The following is a 17218-nucleotide window of genomic DNA, read 5'->3' as shown; positions in this document are numbered from 1 at the left end:
CCCACGCCCGTGGCACCACGAGTATCGCCCACCGAGACCATCCGCGCCGAGATCCACGCCGCCTTCGACGGTGAGGGTGACCTGCTCTCCGCGATCGAGCAGGTCGCACGCCTGTCGGTGCGCCTCACGTTCCAGTCCGTCATCGAGGAGATCATGGTCGAGGAGCTCTGCCGTAAGCGCTACGAGCGCCGGGGCGAGGACAGCCCAGAGGGGCTTCGCAACGGCTTCCAGCCGCCGCGGACGATCAAGACCACCCTCGGTCCGGTCGAGCTCCGCCGCCCGAAGCTGCGCCACGCCCACTCGGCCCTGTGCGACCAGCTCTTCGGTGCCACCGTGAGCCGGACGAACGCCCTCGAGACCCTCGTCATCTCGGCCTGGGTGCGGGGCGTTTCGGACCGGGACGTCGAGGCGATGCTCGCCGAGGTCTTCGGCAAGGAGGCGGCTATCAGCCCGAGCACGGTGAGCCGCATCTGCCAGCGCCTTCGCTCCGAGTTCGAGGACTGGCGCCGGCGGGACCTGTCGGGGACCCGCATCGACTATCTCTACTTGGACGGGAGCTACTTCAAGATGCACCCGAAGGCCAAGGCCGAGCCGGTGCTTGTCGCCTGGGGCATCGACACCGACGGCAAGCCCGTCTTCTTGGGCCTTGGCCCCGGTGCGACCGAGTCCGCCGACGCGTGGATCGCGTTCCTCACCGACCTCACCGAGCGGAAGATGCCCGCCCCGCTCCTCGTCATCTCCGACGGCGGCAAGGGCCTGTGCGCCGCGATCGAGCGCTGCTTCCCGCACAGCGTGCACCAGCGATGCACGATCCATGTCTGCCGGAACGTCCTGGCCAAGGTGCCCAAGCACGCGCAGGCCGAGGTGAAGGGCGACTACTGGGCGATCTTCGACAAGATCGAGGGATCGGGGGACAAGGCGCTCGCCGAGGGCCGCCGGCGCGCCCGGCGCTTCATCGCGAAGTGGAAGCCGCTTTACCCCTCGGCCGTCGCCTGCGTGGAGGAGAACCTCGAGGCGCTGCTCGTCTACCTGGCCTTCCCCGCCGAGCACCACAAGCGCATCCGGCATTCCAACCTCATCGAGCGGACCTTCGGGGAGACCAGACGCCGAGTCAAGGTGATCGGCCGACTCCCCGGCGAGCAGAGCTGCCTCAGTCTCGTCTGGGCCGTCCTCGACCGGGCATCCAAGGGCTGGCGGGGTCTCACGATGACGCCGGACGCGCTGCGACACCTGCAAGACCTCCGGCGCCAGCTCCTCGAGCCGCCAACGGCGCTGCAACCCGACGCCGTCGAGGAGGCGGCCGTCGACGCCGAGACAGCCGCCGCGTAGCATCACAGCGGAGCCTGCGTCCGGAGCCGTTTACACCAGCGCTGAGACACCACCGATGGACCTGCGCGCGTCTTCATGGTGAGCTCGGAACCGAGCGATCGTCGTGTGATCGGAGAAGAGTCCCGCGCAGATCACTCGGAAGGCGACGTCGACGTACCTGGCGCGCTCGATCTGGCGAGCGCTGCGCACCCTGAGGCAGTTGGCGTAGACGACAAGGGCGACCATCGTCTCTGGGTGATGGGCTGCGCCGCCCCAGCCATCGGCTCGGTCGTCGGCGTAGAAGGCCTGAACGTCCATCTCGTCGACGCAGTCGAGGACGAACCACGCGAGGTGATCTTCTGGGAGCCAGTCGGCGATCGACGGCGAGAGCAGCTAGAGCTGATCGCGTTCTGGGGCGACGAAGTTGTAGGCCATTTCCCCATCGTGGTCATCGCGCCTGGTCAGGTGGTGGATCTCACGCGCGCGCTACCAGGGAGTTCGCAGATCGGCGCGGGGGTTCGGTGCAACAGGCTCTGGAGTGGTGGGCTTTGAGCTAAGCCGGAGAGATCCACCACGGGGTGGGCCACTTGAGTGATCCTCGGTGTGTTCGTGACCAGAACCCACCCCAAGGAGACCCCAGTGAACCTCGCGGAATCTGTCGTGTCCGAGCCGCTCGACGCGCTGCGCAGCGACGGCGTCGACCTCGTCCGTGAAGCCGCCCGCTAGGTGTAGATAATCGTTGCTCCGCGACCATCACGCCTGCTCGACGCTCTGTCAAGTGTTAGTAATGTTCTCGCGGGTCCCCAGGTGAGCGCAGCACCACCGGTCCTGCGGTCGCGGCCTGACGCCTTCGTCGCTGGAACCGAGGTCCATGTCTTGGTAATGGTGGAGCCGTGGCGACCATCAACGACGTAGCCGACCAGGCTGGCGTGGCGGCCTCGGTCGTGTCCCGCCTGCTGAACAACGATCCCCGCCTGCGCATCCGCCCGTCGACCGAGCGCCGGATCCTCGCCGCGGTGAGAGAGCTCGACTACCGTCCGAACTCCGCTGCCCGCTCCCTGCGTCTCGCCAAGGCCTCGACGCTCGGACTCGTCATGCACGACATCACGAACCCCGTCTACGGCGAGATCATGCGCGGTGCCCAGCAGGCGACCACCGAGGCGGGCTACACGCTGCTGCTCGGCGACGCGGACGCCCTGGCGCGCGGCGACGAGGCGGTCCGCCAGCTCCTCGGTGGCCGGAGGATCGACGGACTGCTGCTGCAGCGCTCCACCTACGTCTCGGACCGGCTCATCATGAAGCACCGGCCCGAGGGCTTCCCGATCGTCCTCCTCAATGACCGCAGCACGGGCCCGCTGTCCTCCGTTGCGCTCGATGACCGTGCCGGGGCGGCACTGGCCGTGCGCCACCTGCTGGAGCTCGGCCACACGCGCGTCGCGTTCATCGGCGTCGGCACCTCCTACCGCTCCACGGAGCGTCGGCGCGCCTACCTCTCGGTGCTGCGCGAGGCCGCTCTTCCCGTGCGTGACGAATGGATCGTGCGAGGCGGGGCGGAGACCGCCGCAGGCCGCGACGCAATGGCAGCCCTCCTCCGGACGCGCCCGCGCCCGACCGCAGTCTTCGTCGCCAACCTGAACGCCGCGGTCGGCGCCCTCCGCATGGTGGACGCATCCGGCCTGTCGGCGCCGGACGACATCTCGATCGTCGCGATGCACGACGCCTGGTTCGCGGAGCAGCTCAATCCGCCCCTCACGACGGTCCGCATGCCGCTCGCCGAGATGGGCAGGGCCGCAGTCGTCCAGCTCCTCGCTGAGCTCGGTGGTGAGCCGCCGCGGCACATCGCGGTCACCGAGCCCGAGCCCGTCCTGAACGCGCGCGCCTCGTCGGCACCTCCCCAGACCGCGGGACGCGAGCGTCGGCGCCGGCGAGGCGCTCCGAGCGCGAAAGCACACGTGCTGGCCCGGTAGGCGGGGACGACCGGCGCGTCGCTCGTACGCCCCCGACGGCGAGGCGGCCTCGCCCTGGCCCGTGCTCGCGAGCGCCGGGCCGCGGCGCGATCAGGCGAGCGCCGCCTCGACGGCGCTCGCCACCACCGCGTCGAGCGCGCGGTGCGCCCCGAGCGTCGCCTCGCGCGCGACGCGCACGAGCACGACCGAGACGCCGGGAGTGGACCGGGAGGCCTCGAGGGCAGCCTCGAGGCCGTCGAGCGAGGTGGCCTCGCGCACCGAGCAGCCGAGCGCACGTGCGACCGTGGCGACGTCCGGCCGCTGCGGGGTGGCGAGCCCGCGCTCGAAGGTGGGGGCGTCGAGCACCGAGGCGTGCTCGAGGAAGGAGAAGATCGCCCCGCCCCCGTTGTCGACGACGACGAGGGTCGCCTGCGGCACCTCCTCGTGCACCCCCCACACGAGCGCCGAGAGGTCGTGGAGGAAGGCGAGGTCCCCGAGCAGGCCGAAGACCGGGCCGGCCGTGGCGGCCGCGACGCCGAGGGTCGTCGAGGTCACGCCGTCGATCCCGTTCGCGCCGCGGTTCGAGAGCACCCGCGGCGCTCCCGGGCGCGCGGCACCGAACCACTCGAGCTCGCGCACCGGCATCGACGACGACGCGACGAGGGTCGCCCCGGCGGGCAGCGCGGCGACGAGGCGGCGAGCGATCGCCGGCTCGCTCAGCCGCTCCTCGCGGGCGAGCTCCGCGTCGATCGCCGCCGCGGCGGCCGCATCGGCGCGTGCCCACGCCGCCGCCCAGCCGGGGTCGGCGCAGCGCCCCGGCGCGTCCTCGGCAGCGAGCGCGCCGCACAGCTCGCCCGGGTCGGCCGCGATCACGAGCGAGGCGAGGCGCGCCGGGTCGAGGAACCGGCCGTGCGCGTCGACGACGACGAGCCGGCAGGTGCTCCCGGCGAGCTCCTCGAGCCAGGTCTGGAGCGCCTTGGAGGCGGGCGGCGCGCCGAGCTGCACGACGAGGTCGGGCGCGAGCCGCTCCCGCAGCACGCGAGCGCGCGCGAGCGCGTCGAAGGCCCCGACGACGACCTCGCCTCGAAGCGGGCCGGAGCGGGGGAAGGCTCGCGGCTCGGCGAGCACCGGCCAGCCGCGTGCCGCGGCGAGGGCCGCGACCGCCTCCCGCGCGTCGGCGAGCCCCGCGCCCGCGACGACGATCCCCCGGCTCGCGCCGGCCAGCGCGCGGCGCGCCGCGGCGAGGGCCTCGGGCGACAGGCGCCTGCCGGCGACGCGTCGGTGCCACGGCTCGCCGTCCGGCCTCCCCGGTGGCAGCTCCTCGGCGACCCCGGCCAGCGGCTCGTCGAAGGCGAGGTTGGCGTGGACGGGTCCCGGCGGCGACCCGGTCGCCTCGGCGACGAGCCGGCTCCCGATCGAGCGCCACGCGGACGGCGGCAGGGCGGCCGGGACTCCCGGCTCGACGAAGCAGCGCACCGCGGCGCCGAACAGCTTCGTCTGGTCGAGCGTCTGGGGCGCGGCGACGCCGTGCAGGCGCGGCGGGCGGTCCGCCGTGCAGACGATGAGCGGCACCGCCGCGAGGTCGGCCTCGAGGACGGCCGGGTGGCACTCCGCCGCCGCCGTGCCACTCGTCGTGACGACCACGGCCGGGACGCCCGACGCGAGACCGATCCCGAGGGCGAAGTAGGCCGCGGAGCGCTCGTCGAGCCGCACGTGCACGGCGATGCGTCCGTCGGCCAAGAGCGCGACGGCGAGCGGCGCCGAGCGCGAGCCGGGCGCGACCACGGCGTGGCGCACGCCGGCGCGCACCCACTCGTCGACGAGCGTCGCGGCGAAGGTGGCCTGTAGCGTCACCGGCGATGGTGCCTCGCGACGACGCGACGCCCGGCCCGCTCCACGCAGTGAGCACGGGTGCGGGCACGCGCCTCGCGCTCGTCCACGGCTTCACGCAGACGGGCCGCTCCTGGCGGCCGCTCGCCGAGCTGCTCGGCGAGCGCCACGAGGTCGTCACCGTCGACCTCCCCTACCACGGGCGCTCGGCCGCCACGGCGGTGGGCAGCCTGGAGGCGGCGGCCGCGGCCCTCGGCGCGACCTGCGGGCGCTCGGTCTACGTCGGCTACTCCCTCGGCGGGCGCGTCTGCCTCGCGCTCGCGCTCGCCGAGCCCGAGCGCGTCGAGCGCCTCGTCCTCGTCTCCGCCTCGCCCGGCCTCGCGACGGCCGAGGAGCGCAGCGCCCGGCGCGCCGCCGACGAGGCGCTCGCGGCCCGCCTCGAGGCGGGAGGGCTCGAGCCCTTCCTCGAGGCGTGGCTCGCGGGACCGCTCTTCGCGCACCTCGACGACGGGGCGGCCGACCTGGCGTCGCGCCGGGAGAACGACCCGGCCGCGCTCGCCAGCGCGCTGCGGGTCCTCGGGACGGGGAGCCAGCCGTCGTGGTGGGACCGCCTCGGCGAGCTCGAGATGCCCGTCCTCGTGTGCGCGGGCCGGCTCGACGCCAAGTTCGTGGCCATCGGCGAGCGCATGGCGGCGGCGATCGGCCCGAACGCGACCCTCTCCGTCGTCGAGGGCGCCGGGCACGCCGTCCCCTTCGAGCAGCCGGCGGCCTTCGCGGCGCTCGTCGAGGCGTTCGCCGCAGCGCCGTGACCCCTCGGTCACAGCGCGATCCCCACTGCGAGCAAGGTTCCGAAGGCGAGCTGGAAGGCCCCAGTCATGGCGAGGGCGGGGACGAGGGCGCGGCCCTCGGCGCCGCTCCGCACGACGCGCGTCGGCCGGAGCGCGAGGGGCGCGGCGAGCAGGGAGAGCAGCGCGAGCGGGCGTGCCAGGGCGAGGAGCGCGCCGAGCGCGAGCGCGAGGCCGAGGCTCGCGGTGTAGGCGAGGCGGGTCCGCCGGGCGCCGAGGCGCACAGCGAGGGTGCGCTTGCCCGCGGCCGCGTCGCTCGGCAGGTCGCGCAGGTTGTTGACGACGAGGAGGGCGACGGCGACGAGGCCGACCGGGCACGCCGCGGCGAAGGCGAGCGCGGCGAGGTGGCCCGACGCGACGTAGGCGGTGCCCACGACCGCCGCGAGACCGAAGAAGGCGAAGACGAAGACCTCGCCGAGGCCCACGTAGCCGTAGGGCCGGGGCCCTCCGGTGTAGAGCCAGCCGGCCGCGATGGAGGCGGCCCCGAGCGCGAGCAGGACCGGGGAGGTCCACAGCGAGAGGGCGAGGCCGGCCACGGCCGCGACGGCGAAGGCCGCCAGCGCCGCGGCGCGTACGGCGCGCGCCGGGGCGAGACCGCCGGCGACGAGGCGCACGGGCCCGACGCGGGCCGCGTCGGTGCCGCGCACGCCGTCGGCGTAGTCGTTCGCGTAGTTCGTCCCGACCTGGAGGGCGAGGGCGACGACGAGGGCGAGGGCGGCCTTGCCCCAGGCGACCGTGCCCCCGGCACGCGCCACGGCGGCACCGACGAGGACGGGCACGACGGCGGCCGGCAGCGTGCGCGGCCGCGCCGCGCCGAGCCAGTCGCGCCGGCTCGCCATCAGGTCCGAGCGGGCGCCGAGCCGCTCACGGGCGGCGGGGGAAGCGCGAGAAGTCGGGGGGCCGCTTCTCGACGAAGGCGTTCCGACCCTCCTGGGCCTCCTCGCTCATGTAGAAGAGCATGGTCGCGTCGCCGGCGAGCTGCTGGATCCCGGCGAGGCCGTCCTCGGCCGCGTTGAAGCCGGCCTTCAGCATCCGCAGCGCGATCGGCGAGAGGCGGAGCATCTCGCGACACCACGCCACCGTCTCTGCCTCGAGGCGCTCGAGCGGGACGACGGCGTTGACGAGGCCCATCTCGTAGGCGCGGCGCGCGTCGTACTGGCGGCAGAGGAACCAGATCTCCTTCGCGCGCTTGAGGCCGATGGTGCGCGCCAGCAGGCCCGCGCCGTAGCCGGCGTCGAAGCTCCCGACGCGCGGGCCGGTCTGCCCGAAGCGGGCGTTGTCGGCCGCGATCGTGAGGTCGCACACGAGGTGGAGCACGTGGCCCCCGCCGATGGCGTAGCCCGCCACCATGGCGACGACGGGCTTGGGGAGGCGGCGGATCTGCACCTGCAGGTCGAGGACGTTGAGCCGCCCGATCCCCGCCCTGGCCACGTCGTCGTCGCCGAGGTAGCCGTCGTCGCCCCGGATGCGCTGGTCGCCGCCGGAGCAGAAGGCCTCCGTGCCCTCGCCGGTGAGGATGACGACCCCGATCCCCGGGTCGTCGCGCGCCGCGTTGAAGGCGTCGGCGAGCTCGAAGAGCGTCTGGGGCCGGAAGGCGTTGCGCACCTCGGGGCGGGCGATCGTGACCTTCGCGATCCCCTCGGCGGTCTCGTAGCGGATGTCCTGGTAGCTGCCCGCCGCCTTCCAGGCGGGGAGGCCCCCCGTGTCGTCTCCCATACGGGCGTTACGCTACCCGCGTGCGCCGGCTCGTCGCCTTGGACCTGCCCGCCGGCGACGAGCTCGTGGCGGCGCTGCGCCGCTGCCTCGACGGGGGCGACGCCGTCCTCCCCCTCGACCAGCGCCTCCCGACCGCCGCGAAGGCGCGCCTCGTCGAGGCGCTCGCGCCGCACGCCGTCGTCGGTCCGGACGGCTCCTCGCAGCGGCGCCGCTCTGCTCGGCCCCTCGAGGACGGCGACGCCCTCGTGGTCGCGACCTCGGGGACGACCGGCGAGCCGAAGGGCGTCGTGCTCGGCGCCGACGCGCTGCGCGCCTCGGCGCTCGCCGCGAGCGCGCGCCTCGGCGTCGACCCCGGCCGGGACCGCTGGCTGTGCTGCCTGCCAGCCGCCCACGTCGGCGGCCTGATGGTCATCGTGCGGGCGCTCGTCACCGAGACGCCGCTCACGGTCCTGCCCCGCTTCGACGCCGACGCGGTGCTCGCCGAGGCGCGGCGGGGCGCGACGCTCGTCTCGCTCGTCCCGACGGCGCTCGGCCGCCTCGGCCCGGGCGCCGCCGCCTTCCGCACCGTCGTGCTCGGCGGGCAGGCGCCGCCAGCGGAACTGCCCGGCAACGTCGTCACCACCTACGGCATGACCGAGACGGCGAGCGGCGTCGTCTACGACGGCCGGCCCCTCGACGGCGTCGAGGTGCGCGTCGCGCCCGACGGCGAGATCGAGGTGCGCGGCCCGATGCTGCTCCGCTGCTACCGAGACGGGCACGACCCGAAGGACGCCGAGGGGTGGCTGCGCACGGGGGACGCCGGCACCCTCGGCGCGGACGGCCGCCTCGTCGTCCACGGGCGCATCGCCGAGGTCGTCGTGACGGGCGGGGAGAAGGTCTGGCCCGCCGCCGTCGAGGCGGTCCTCGGGCGGCACCCGAAGGTCCTCGAGGTGGCGGTGGCGGGCGTGCCCGACCCCGAGTGGGGGGCGCGCGTCGTCGCCTACGTCGTGCCCCGGCCGGGCTCGCCGCCGACGCTCGCCGAGCTGCGCCGCCTCGTGGCCGAGGAGCTCGGGCCCGTCGCCGCGCCGAGGCAGCTCGAGCTTCGCGACGCCCTGCCGCGCTCCGCGCTCGGCAAGGTCCGCCGCGCCGCGCTCGCCGGCGGCACCGGGCGCGACTGAAGCCGGCGCGAGCGGCCTCGGTACGCTGAGGCCGTGGCCAACCGCCTCGCCGCCGAGCCCAGCCCCTACCTGCGCCAGCACGCCGACAACCCCGTCGAGTGGTACCCGTGGGGCGAGGAGGCCTTCGCCGCGGCGGCGGCGCTCGACCGCCCGGTGCTCGTCTCCATCGGCTACTCGGCGTGCCACTGGTGCCACGTCATGGCGCACGAGTCCTTCGAGGACGAGGCGACCGCCCGCCAGCTCAACGAGGGGTTCGTCGCGGTGAAGGTGGACCGCGAGGAGCGGCCGGACGTCGACGCCGTCTACCTCGAGGCCGTCCAGGCGCTGACCGGCTCGGGCGGCTGGCCGCTCACCGTGTTCACCGACGCGCGCGGGCGGCCCTTCTTCGGCGGAACGTACTTCCCGAAGGAGCCGCGCCCCGGTGCCCCCTCGTTCCGAGCCGTGCTCGACGCCGTGTCGGAGGCGTGGGCGCACCGACGCGACGCGGTCCTCGCCGAGGCCGAGGAGCTCACCGCCTCGGTCGCCGCCCGCCTCGGCCCCCCGCCGCCCGGCGGGAAACCGTCGCAGGTGCGCGAGACGCTCGAGGCGGCCGTGGAGCGCTTCGCCGCGGTGTACGACCCCGAGCACGGCGGCGTCGGGCGCGCGCCGAAGTTCCCGCAGGCGCCGCTGCTCGAGCTGGCCCTCGTGGCGCACCTCGCCGGCTACGAGGGCATGCTCGACAAGGTGGTGACGACGCTCGAGGCGATGGCCTCGGGCGGCATCTACGACCACCTCGGGGGCGGCTTCTGCCGCTACGCCGTGGACCGCGCCTGGCAGGTGCCGCACTTCGAGAAGATGCTCTACGACCAGGCCGGCCTCGCCCGCCTCTACCTGCACGCCTGGCAGGTGACCGGCGACGAGCGCTTCCGCCAGGTCGTCGACGAGACGCTGTCGTACGTGCTGCGCGACCTGCGCGCCCCGGACGGCGGGCTGTACAGCGCCGAGGACGCCGACTCGGAGGGCGAGGAGGGCCGCTTCTACACCTGGCGGCGCGCGGAGCTCGACGAGGTGCTCGGCGAGCGCGCCGGCGCACTGGCTGCCGCCTGGTACGGGGTGAGCGAGGCCGGCAACTTCGAGTCGGGGCGGAACATCCTGCACCGGGCCGAGCGCGGCGACCTGCTGCGCCCCCCCGAGATCGAGGCGGCGCGCGCCGCCCTGCACGCCGCGCGCGCCCGGCGGGTCCGCCCCGGCCTCGACGACAAGGTGCTCACCGAGTGGAACGCGATGGCGGTCTCCGCCCTCGCCGAAGCGGCCGGCGCCACCGGCGAGCGCCGCTACCTCGACGCGGCCGTCGACGTCGCCCGCTACCTCCTCGCCCACGCCCGGCGGCCCGACGGGCGCTGGCTGCGCTCGGTCCAGGGCGGGCGCGGCGCCCACCTCGCGGTTGCCGGCGACTACGCCTGGCTCGTCGAGTGCTTCACCCGCCTCGCGGAGGCGACCGGGGAGCCGGCCTACCTCGCCGAGGCGAAGGCCGCCGCCGACGGGCTGATCGAGCTCTTCTCGGCCGAGGACGGCGGCTTCTACCAGTCCGGTCGCGACGCCCCGGCCCTCGTCGTGCGGCCACGCGACCTCTACGACGGCGCCACGCCGGCGGCCTCCTCGGTGGCGACGCTCGCCCTCGCTCGCCTCGGCGCCCTGCTCGCCGACGACGAGCTCGGCGAGCGGGCCCGCGCCGCGCTCGACGCGGCGCGCCCCGCCCTCGCCCGGGCGCCGCTCGCGCTGCCCCACCTGCTGCAGGCGGCGCTCCTCCTGGAGGGCGGCATCGTCGAGGTGGCGATCCCGGGGGACCAGCCCGAGCTCGCGGCGGTCGCCCGGCGCGCGCACCGCCCCCAGGTCGTGCTCGCCACCGGCGCACCGGGCACGAGCCCGCTCGTCGAGGGACGCGAGCCGGGCCTCGCCTACGTCTGCGAGCGCGGCACCTGCCTCGCCCCGGCCGCGACCCCCGCCGAGCTCGCCGCCGCGCTCGACGCGGCCACGAGCCGCTGCCTCGAGCGCTGGTGAGCAGAGGGCGCGCGCGCACCCCCCGCATTCCGCGCCGGGTGCGCGCGGGCGCGGTGCGAGCCGAGACCGGCGTCCTCACCTGCCTCGTGCTCGCCACGCCGCCCGGCGAGTGGGTCGCGATCGACCTCGCCTCGGGAGCCTTCGCGCGGCTCAGGCGACCCCCGGGCGAGCCGGACGGGGACGGCGCGGCGCGTCCGCTCGACGTCGTCGAGGTGACGGTCGCGCCGGACGACGACCCGTTCGACCCGGCGCGACCGGAGGCGGTCGCGTGCGCGAGCGCGCCCCGCGTCGTCGGCCGGCCGAGGGCGCGACAGCTGCGCCGCCTCCTCGGCGCGCTCGTGGCGCCCGAGACGGGGGCGCCGATCCTCGGCACGCACGGGCCCTCGATCGCCTACGTCGACCTCGACGGCACGAGGCCGTCGCTCGAGCTGCTCGTCGTGCGCCGGGCCCCCGCGCTCGCCGCGCACGGCGACGGCGTCCGCTGCTCCCTCGCCTGGGGCGGGCGCGTCGAGGTCCTCCCGGTCCTCGACCCCCTCGCCTGCGCGGCGGCACGCGCCGCTCGGACGGGACCGCTCGAACCGGGGGCGCTCGCCCGAGCGCTCGGCTTCGCGCCCGGCTACGTGCTCGCCGGCCTCGGACCGGTGCGCGACGGCCACGTCGCCAAGGCCGTGCTCGCCCTCCTCCCGCGCTAGCGCGGCGCCGGCGCCCCGATCCTGGTCAGGCCGGCAGCGACCCGGCGGCGAGGTCCTCGGCCATCGCCCAGCCGAAGGCGACGAGGGTGTCGCGCCGAGCAGGCTCGAGCCCGGCGAAGAGCGCCCCGAGCTCGTCCGGGGCAGACGCCGGCCCGTAGTCGAAGGTCCCGACGACGTTGCCGTCGCCGGTGATGCGGAAGGCCCGGTCGTCCAGCCGGCCCTCGGCGCCGAAGCGCTTGGCCAGCCGGCGCCCCCAGGCGCGCTCCTCGCCCGTCGGCTTGTGGCCCGGGCGGGGCACGACCTCGGAGAGGCCGGCGTAGGCGTCGAAGGCGGCGGCGCGCGTGAGGCGCGTGCCGACGAGGACATCCTCGTCGGGGAAGGCGAGGACCGCCCGCCGGTACAGGTCGTGCATCACCGACCGCATCGCGGCCTCGCCGGGTGCGCCCTCGGCGAAGGCGGCGACGCCGAGCAGCAGGCAGGGCGTGCCACCGATCCGCTCGAGCGTCGAGAAGGCGAAGCCGGCGAGCTCGGCTCCGGCCCGCGCCTGGGTGACGAGGACCCAGGCGTCGCGCTCCTTGGACAGGAAGCCGGCCTCGTAGCCGGTCGAGCCGCCGGCGCACAGGTCCGCCATCTCGGCGAGCTCCGCGTCGCTCAGCGCCGTGCAGTCCTTCGTCGCGACCTCGATCACGCTGGCCATGTCCCTCTAAGCTCGGTGCCCGCGCTCGACCTGCCGGGCGCCCGGGCACTCGGCCACCCGGTGGGGCCGTGAGGACGGCTCGCGGCCCGCTCACGGACCTCACCAGTCTACGGGAGCCGCCGGCGCGCTCGCCAAGCACCCGGCCCCGCCGGTCAGCCGACGGCGTGCATGCCGAGCAGCTCGCGCAGCGCGCCGACGAAGCCCCCCGCCGGGTCGACGTTGAACTCGGCGGGCAGCCGCAGGACCTTCGAGCCGAGGTTCAGGTGGAGCGGGACGGGGCCGGGGTGCTCGACGACGATCTCCTTCAGCCTCGCCACGAGGGACTCGGTGAGCGAGTGGAGGGGCACCCGCACCTCGAGCGGGGCCGCGGGGCCGTCGGCGCCGAGCTCGGGGCGCGTGATCTCCGAGCAGACGAGACGAGGCGTCTCCTCGCGCAGGTCCAGGCGGCCGCGCACGACCACGACCGCGTCGTCCTCGAGGCGCATCCCGTACTCCTGCATCACCTTCGGGAAGACGAAGGCCTCGATCGAGGACTCGAGGTCCTCGAGGACGAAGGTCGCCATCAGCTCGCCGCGCCTCGTGTAGCGCCGGGACAGGTTCGTGACGACGCCCCCGAGCGTGCAGAACCCCCCGGCGTCCCCGACCTGGCCGCCGGCTGCCAGCTGGTCGAGCAGCTCCCGCACGGTGCCGTCGGTCCTGCGTCGGAGCGCCCGCTCGACGCCGAGGAGGGGGTGGTCGCTCACGTACAGGCCGAGCATCTCCTTCTCGAAGGCCAGTCGCTCGGCCTTGTCGAACTCGACGTCGGGGATCTCGCGCCGCGCCTCGTCGAAGGCGGCGGCCGGCGACGCGTCGGCGTCCGCGAGCAGCGAGAACAGCGTCGAGATGCCGAGCTCCGCCTGGCGGCGCAGCGCCAGGACGTGGTCGATGATCTCCTCGAAGACGAGGCACAGCCCGCGGCGCGGGTGGCCGAGCGAGTCGAACGCGCCCGCCTTGATGAGCGACTCGACGGTGCGCTTGTTGAGGACCGAGGGGTCGACGCGACAGCAGAAGTCGTGGAAGTCGGCGAAGGGCCCGTTGCGCTCGCGCTCTTCGATGATGAGCGACACGAGGCCCTCGCCCACGTTGCGCACAGCCGAGAGGCCGAAGACGATCGAGGCGCCCTCCCCCCTCCCGGCGTCGCCGCGGCGCGCGCTGAAGTTGAGCGCCGAGACGTTCACGTCCGGGACCTGCACCGCGATACCGAGGCTGCGGCACTCCGCGAGGTAGGTGGCGGTCTTGTCCTTGTCGTCCTTCACCGAGGACAGCAGGGCGGCGAGGTACTCGACCGGGTGGTGCGCCTTGAGCCACGCCGTCTGGTAGGCGACGAGGCCGTAGCCGTAGGAGTGGGACTTGTTGAAGGCGTAGTCGGCGAACGGCTCGATGATGTCGAACAGCTCGGTCCCGAGCCGCTCGCCGTAGCCGTTGGCGACGCACCCGGCGACGAACTTCTCGCGCTCGGCGGCGATGAGCGCCCGGTCCTTCTTGCCGCAGTTGTGGACGAGGAAGTCCTCCGCCAGCGCGTACGGCCGCGACCCGTCGGCCATCTCGAAGTCGAAGCACGGCGCTTCGCCGACGTAGGAGACGCTCACCACCGTGTCCCAGACGAGGTCGCCGCTCCCGAGCTCCTCGAGCCGCTCGGAGGCGCACAGCCGACGCAGCGCGTCGCGCTCGAGGACGCGCTGGCCGGCGGGCAGGCCGGCGAGCGCCGCCTCGTGGCGACCGAGGGAGTGCTCGACGAGCGACGCCGGGATGCCGATCGTCGGCGCGTCCTTGCCCTCGGCGTCGTGCGCGAGCCAGGCGCCGAGGCGGGCGGCCGCCGCGTCGGTCAGGTGCGGCCCGACGAGCTGGGCGAACGTCTTCGCCTGCGAGGCGCGAAGGATCCGGACCGCGCAGCTCGCGCCGGGCGCCTCGCACGGCTCGAGGCGAGCGAGGAGCCCGCAGCGCAGGAGCAGGCGCTTCAGCGTCCGACCGAGCGCCTCGCTCGGCGCGAGGAGGAGGGCGCCGTCGGGCTGCGCCCGGCCGCCCGCGCAGAAGAGCAGGCCGAGGAAGCGCTCGACCGAGGCGAGCGGCGCGCCGACGAGCCTGGCGGGGACCGACCTCCCCGCCGGGGCGCCCGGCCCGCCGGCGAGGGCGCCGAGCTCGGCGAGCTCCGCCTCCTCGAGCACGACGCCGGGACGGCCGTCCGCAGCGCCCGAGCGGCCGGCGGGCCTGCCGAAGTGCTGCTCGAACGCAGCGCAGAACGCCTCGAGGAGCTCGGGGTCCCCCGGCTCGAAGCGGGCGGCTCGCTCGCCGTCGGCGGCGAGCTGGCCGAGCCACAGCGCGGCGAGGTCGACCTCGGGCGCCTCCGGTGCGGCCGCGCCGCCGCCGAGCGTGCGCGCCGCGACCGCGACGAGGTCGCCGGGGGACAGCGAGCGCAGCTCGCGCCACTCGCCCTCCACGAGGAAGCGGTGCTCGGCGCTGGCGCGGATCGCGTAGCCGGTCGAGGTCCGCAGCTCGTAGACGGGCTTCACCCCGACCGGCCAGACGTCGGCGACCTCGGCGTGGCGCGCGCTCGCGCGCTCGAGGTCGACGGTCTGGACGCGGCGGTCCTCGAGGTCGAGGAGGCGCTCGATCGGGACGTAGCCGCGCGCCGTGGTGAGCAGGAGGGTGCCCGCCGGCAGGCAGGCCTTGCGCAGGTTGTCGGCCTCCTCCAGGCTGTAGCCGGCGAAGCGCTGGGCGACGCGCATCACCGACTCCTGGTAGATCATGAGCCCGTAGGTCTCGCGCAGGATCGGCTCGAGGTCGGGGTGGAGGTAGGTCACCGGCTGGCGGCCGTTCTTCCGCTCCGCGTAGTCGCGGTGCATGTTGGCGGCCATCGGCCCGGGCCGGTAGAGGGCGACGAGCGCGGCGACGTCGTCGAAGCAGGTCGGCGCGAGCGAGCGCATGAGGGCGCGCATCGGCCCGCCCTCGAGCTGGAACACGCCGATCGAGTCGCCCCGGCGCAGCATCTCGAAGGTGGCCTCGTCGTCGAGCGGGATGGCGTCGATGTCTGGGCGCTCGCCGGTGGACTCCTCGATGAGGTCGAGCGCCGTCTCGATGACCGAGAGGTTGCGCAGGCCGAGGAAGTCCATCTTCAGCAGGCCGAGCTCCTCGACCCCGTGCATCTCGTACTGGGTGACGATCGGCGCGTCCTCCGGGGCGCCCCCCGGCTCCGGCTTGCGCTGGATCGGGAGGTACTCGGTGAGGGGCTCGTGCGTGATGACGACGGCCGCCGCGTGGATGCCGTCCTGGCGCCGGAGGCCCTCGAGGCCCTTCGCGATGTCGATCACCCGGCGGGCCTCCGGGTCCGACTCGTACATCTCGCGCAGGCCGCTCGCGGCGGCGTAGCCGTCCTCGTAGCCCTCCACGCGCTCGAGGCAGGCGCGCAGCGGCGTGTCTCGCCCCATGATGAGCGGTGGCATCGCCTTCGCGACCCGGTCGCCGACCGCGTAGGGCAGCCCGAGCACCCGCGCCCCGTCCCGCACGGCGGCGCGCGCCTTGATGGTGGAGAAGGTCACGATCTGGGCCACCCGGTCCCAGCCGTAGCGCTCGGAGGCGTAGCGGATCATCTCGCCCCGGTAGCGCTCGTCGAAGTCCATGTCGATGTCCGGCATCTGCTTGCGGCCGGGGTTCAAGAAGCGCTCGAAGAGCAGGTCGTAGCGGATCGGGTCGAGGTCGACGATGCGCAGGCAGTACGCGACGCAGCAGCCGGCAGCCGACCCGCGCCCCGGGCCGACGCGGATCTTCTGCTCCCGCGCGTGGCGGATGAGGTCCCAGACGACGAGGAAGTAGGCGGAGAAGCCCATCGAGGCGATGACGTCGAGCTCGTAGTCGAGCCGCTCGGACACCGCGCTCGGCAGGGGCGTCCCGTAGCGCTCGGCGGCCCCCTCGAAGGTGAGGTGCCGCAGGTAGGCGGTCGCCGAGGCCTCGTAGGTGTCGCGCACGAAGTCCGGGGGCACCGGGAACTCGGGCAGCGTGGGCTTGCCGAGCTCGATCTCGACCCGGGCCCGTTCCGCGATCCACAGGGTGTTGTCGCACGCCTCGGGCAGCTCGGCGAAGAGCTGGCGCATCTCGGCCGCGCTCTTCAGGTAGTGCTCCTCGCCCTCGAACTTGAAGCGCTTCGGGTCGTCGATCGTCGCCCCGGTCTGCACGCACAGCAGGGCGTCGTGCGCGGCCGCGTCCTCGCGCCGACAGTAGTGGCCGTCGTTCGTCGCCACGATGGGCGCCCTGATCGAGCGGGCGATCTCGAGGAGCTGGGGGTTCGTCCGCCGCTGGTCGGGCAGGCCGTGGTCCTGCAGCTCGACGAAGAGCCCGTCGCGCCCGAAGATGTCCTGCAGGCGGCCCGCCAGGCGGCGAGCCTCGGCGACGTCGCCGGCGAGCAGCGCCTGCAGGACGACGCCCCCGAGACAGCCGGTCGTCGCGATGATCCCCCCGCGGTAGCGCTCGAGGAGCTCCCAGTCGACGCGCGGCTTGTAGTAGTAGCCCTCGAGGTAGGCGGCCGACGAGAGCTTCATGAGGTTGCGGTAGCCCTCGGTCGTCTCGGCGAGCAGCGTGAGGTGGTAGTAGAGCTTCTCGCCGCGCTCTCCCTCCCCGCCCGTGTCGTCCAGCCGGCCGCGCCGCACCGGCCGCTCGGCGCGCGAGTTGGCGGCCATGTACGCCTCGGTGCCGATGATCGGGGTGACGCCTCGCGAGCGGCACTCCTTGTAGAAGTCGAGGACCCCGTACATGTTGCCGTGGTCGGTGATCGCGAGGGCCGGCTGGCCGTCCGCCGCGGCGGCAGCGACGAGGTCGGCCACGCGGGCCGCCCCGTCGAGCATCGAGTACTCGGTGTGCTGGTGCAGGTGGGCGAACGACCTCGCCCCTCCCGACCCGGTCATCCCCGCCCCTCCACAGCCCGTCCACACGCTCGGTCCACCGCCTGTGGACGAAT

13 protein-coding genes are annotated in these 17218 nt (G+C 74.7%); 8 read left to right on the top strand and 5 right to left on the bottom strand.

The genetic code is table 11. The annotated features are described in order from the left end of the window. The 4 genes from VKV23_11000 to VKV23_10985 form a co-directional block, all read left to right on the top strand. Positions 1-1329 (top strand): IS256 family transposase (locus VKV23_11000; GenBank protein HLI16561.1); only part of this gene is annotated, 1329 nt, incomplete at its 5' end. Positions 1330-1434: 105 nt separating this feature from the next. Beyond that, on the top strand, positions 1435-1860 hold the full coding sequence (locus VKV23_10995; GenBank protein ID HLI16560.1) for a hypothetical protein: 426 nt from the start codon (positions 1435-1437) through the stop codon (positions 1858-1860). A 39-nt stretch (positions 1861-1899) separates the two neighbouring features. Then, positions 1900-2034, top strand: a complete 135-nt coding sequence (locus VKV23_10990) for a hypothetical protein (GenBank protein ID HLI16559.1) — start codon at positions 1900-1902, stop codon at positions 2032-2034. Between the two features lie 167 nt (positions 2035-2201). Then, the gene (locus VKV23_10985) at positions 2202-3275 is read left to right on the top strand and encodes a LacI family DNA-binding transcriptional regulator (GenBank protein HLI16558.1); all 1074 of its coding nucleotides are present in this window, start codon (positions 2202-2204) and stop codon (positions 3273-3275) included. 90 nt (positions 3276-3365) lie between these two features. Here the strand turns inward: VKV23_10985 and menD are convergent, their stop codons facing one another. Continuing rightward, entirely contained in the window at positions 3366-5108 is a 1743-nt protein-coding gene (gene menD / locus VKV23_10980; GenBank protein ID HLI16557.1) for a 2-succinyl-5-enolpyruvyl-6-hydroxy-3-cyclohexene-1-carboxylic-acid synthase, read from the bottom strand. Positions 5109-5113: 5 nt separating this feature from the next. On the opposite strand from menD, the gene menH reads away from it, so the two are divergent. After that, a complete protein-coding gene (gene menH / locus VKV23_10975) occupies positions 5114-5893 on the top strand; it encodes a 2-succinyl-6-hydroxy-2,4-cyclohexadiene-1-carboxylate synthase (protein ID HLI16556.1) in 780 nt (259 codons plus the stop codon). Positions 5894-5901: 8 nt separating this feature from the next. Here menH and VKV23_10970 read toward each other — a convergent pair whose 3' ends face one another. Next, positions 5902-6768, bottom strand: coding sequence for a 1,4-dihydroxy-2-naphthoate polyprenyltransferase (locus tag VKV23_10970; GenBank protein ID HLI16555.1), 867 nt, complete (start codon positions 6766-6768; stop codon positions 5902-5904). Positions 6769-6793: 25 nt separating this feature from the next. Continuing rightward, on the bottom strand, positions 6794-7645 hold the full coding sequence (gene menB / locus VKV23_10965) for a 1,4-dihydroxy-2-naphthoyl-CoA synthase (protein ID HLI16554.1): 852 nt from the start codon (positions 7643-7645) through the stop codon (positions 6794-6796). A gap of 20 nt (positions 7646-7665) precedes the next feature. Between menB and VKV23_10960 the strand changes: the two genes are divergently transcribed. Genes VKV23_10960 through VKV23_10950 form a run of 3 tightly spaced genes read left to right on the top strand, consistent with a single transcriptional unit; the run spans position 7666 to position 11534 of the window. After that, positions 7666-8802, top strand: a complete 1137-nt coding sequence (locus tag VKV23_10960) for a fatty acid--CoA ligase family protein (GenBank protein HLI16553.1) — start codon at positions 7666-7668, stop codon at positions 8800-8802. A gap of 33 nt (positions 8803-8835) precedes the next feature. Next, positions 8836-10842, top strand: a complete 2007-nt coding sequence (locus VKV23_10955) for a thioredoxin domain-containing protein (protein ID HLI16552.1) — start codon at positions 8836-8838, stop codon at positions 10840-10842. Between the two features lie 38 nt (positions 10843-10880). Further along, the gene (locus VKV23_10950; GenBank protein HLI16551.1) at positions 10881-11534 is read left to right on the top strand and encodes a hypothetical protein; all 654 of its coding nucleotides are present in this window, start codon (positions 10881-10883) and stop codon (positions 11532-11534) included. A gap of 25 nt (positions 11535-11559) precedes the next feature. Here the strand turns inward: VKV23_10950 and VKV23_10945 are convergent, their stop codons facing one another. Further along, positions 11560-12231 (bottom strand): hypothetical protein, encoded by a 672-nt coding sequence (locus tag VKV23_10945; GenBank protein ID HLI16550.1) that lies wholly within the window; start codon positions 12229-12231, stop codon positions 11560-11562. A 152-nt stretch (positions 12232-12383) separates the two neighbouring features. After that, positions 12384-17165, bottom strand: a complete 4782-nt coding sequence (gene dnaE, locus VKV23_10940; protein ID HLI16549.1) for a DNA polymerase III subunit alpha — start codon at positions 17163-17165, stop codon at positions 12384-12386. Positions 17166-17218: the final 53 nt, after the last annotated feature.

It is taken from the genome of Acidimicrobiales bacterium, assembly GCA_035294085.1.
Lineage (GTDB): Bacteria > Actinomycetota > Acidimicrobiia > Acidimicrobiales > Bog-793 > DATGLP01.
Note: the sequence above shows the minus strand (reverse complement) of the source record. Positions and strands in the feature narration are given on the sequence as shown.

Excerpts from the sequence above, each read along its gene's own strand:
- VKV23_10970 (HLI16555.1), bottom strand. The coding sequence starts at position 6,768 with ATGGCGAGCCGGCGCGACTGGCTCGGCGCGGCGCGGCCGCGCACGCTG.
- dnaE (HLI16549.1), bottom strand. The coding sequence starts at position 17,165 with ATGACCGGGTCGGGAGGGGCGAGGTCGTTCGCCCACCTGCACCAGCAC.
- VKV23_10945 (HLI16550.1), bottom strand. The coding sequence starts at position 12,231 with ATGGCCAGCGTGATCGAGGTCGCGACGAAGGACTGCACGGCGCTGAGC.
- menH (HLI16556.1), top strand. The coding sequence starts at position 5,114 with ATGGTGCCTCGCGACGACGCGACGCCCGGCCCGCTCCACGCAGTGAGC.
- menB (HLI16554.1), bottom strand. The coding sequence starts at position 7,645 with ATGGGAGACGACACGGGGGGCCTCCCCGCCTGGAAGGCGGCGGGCAGC.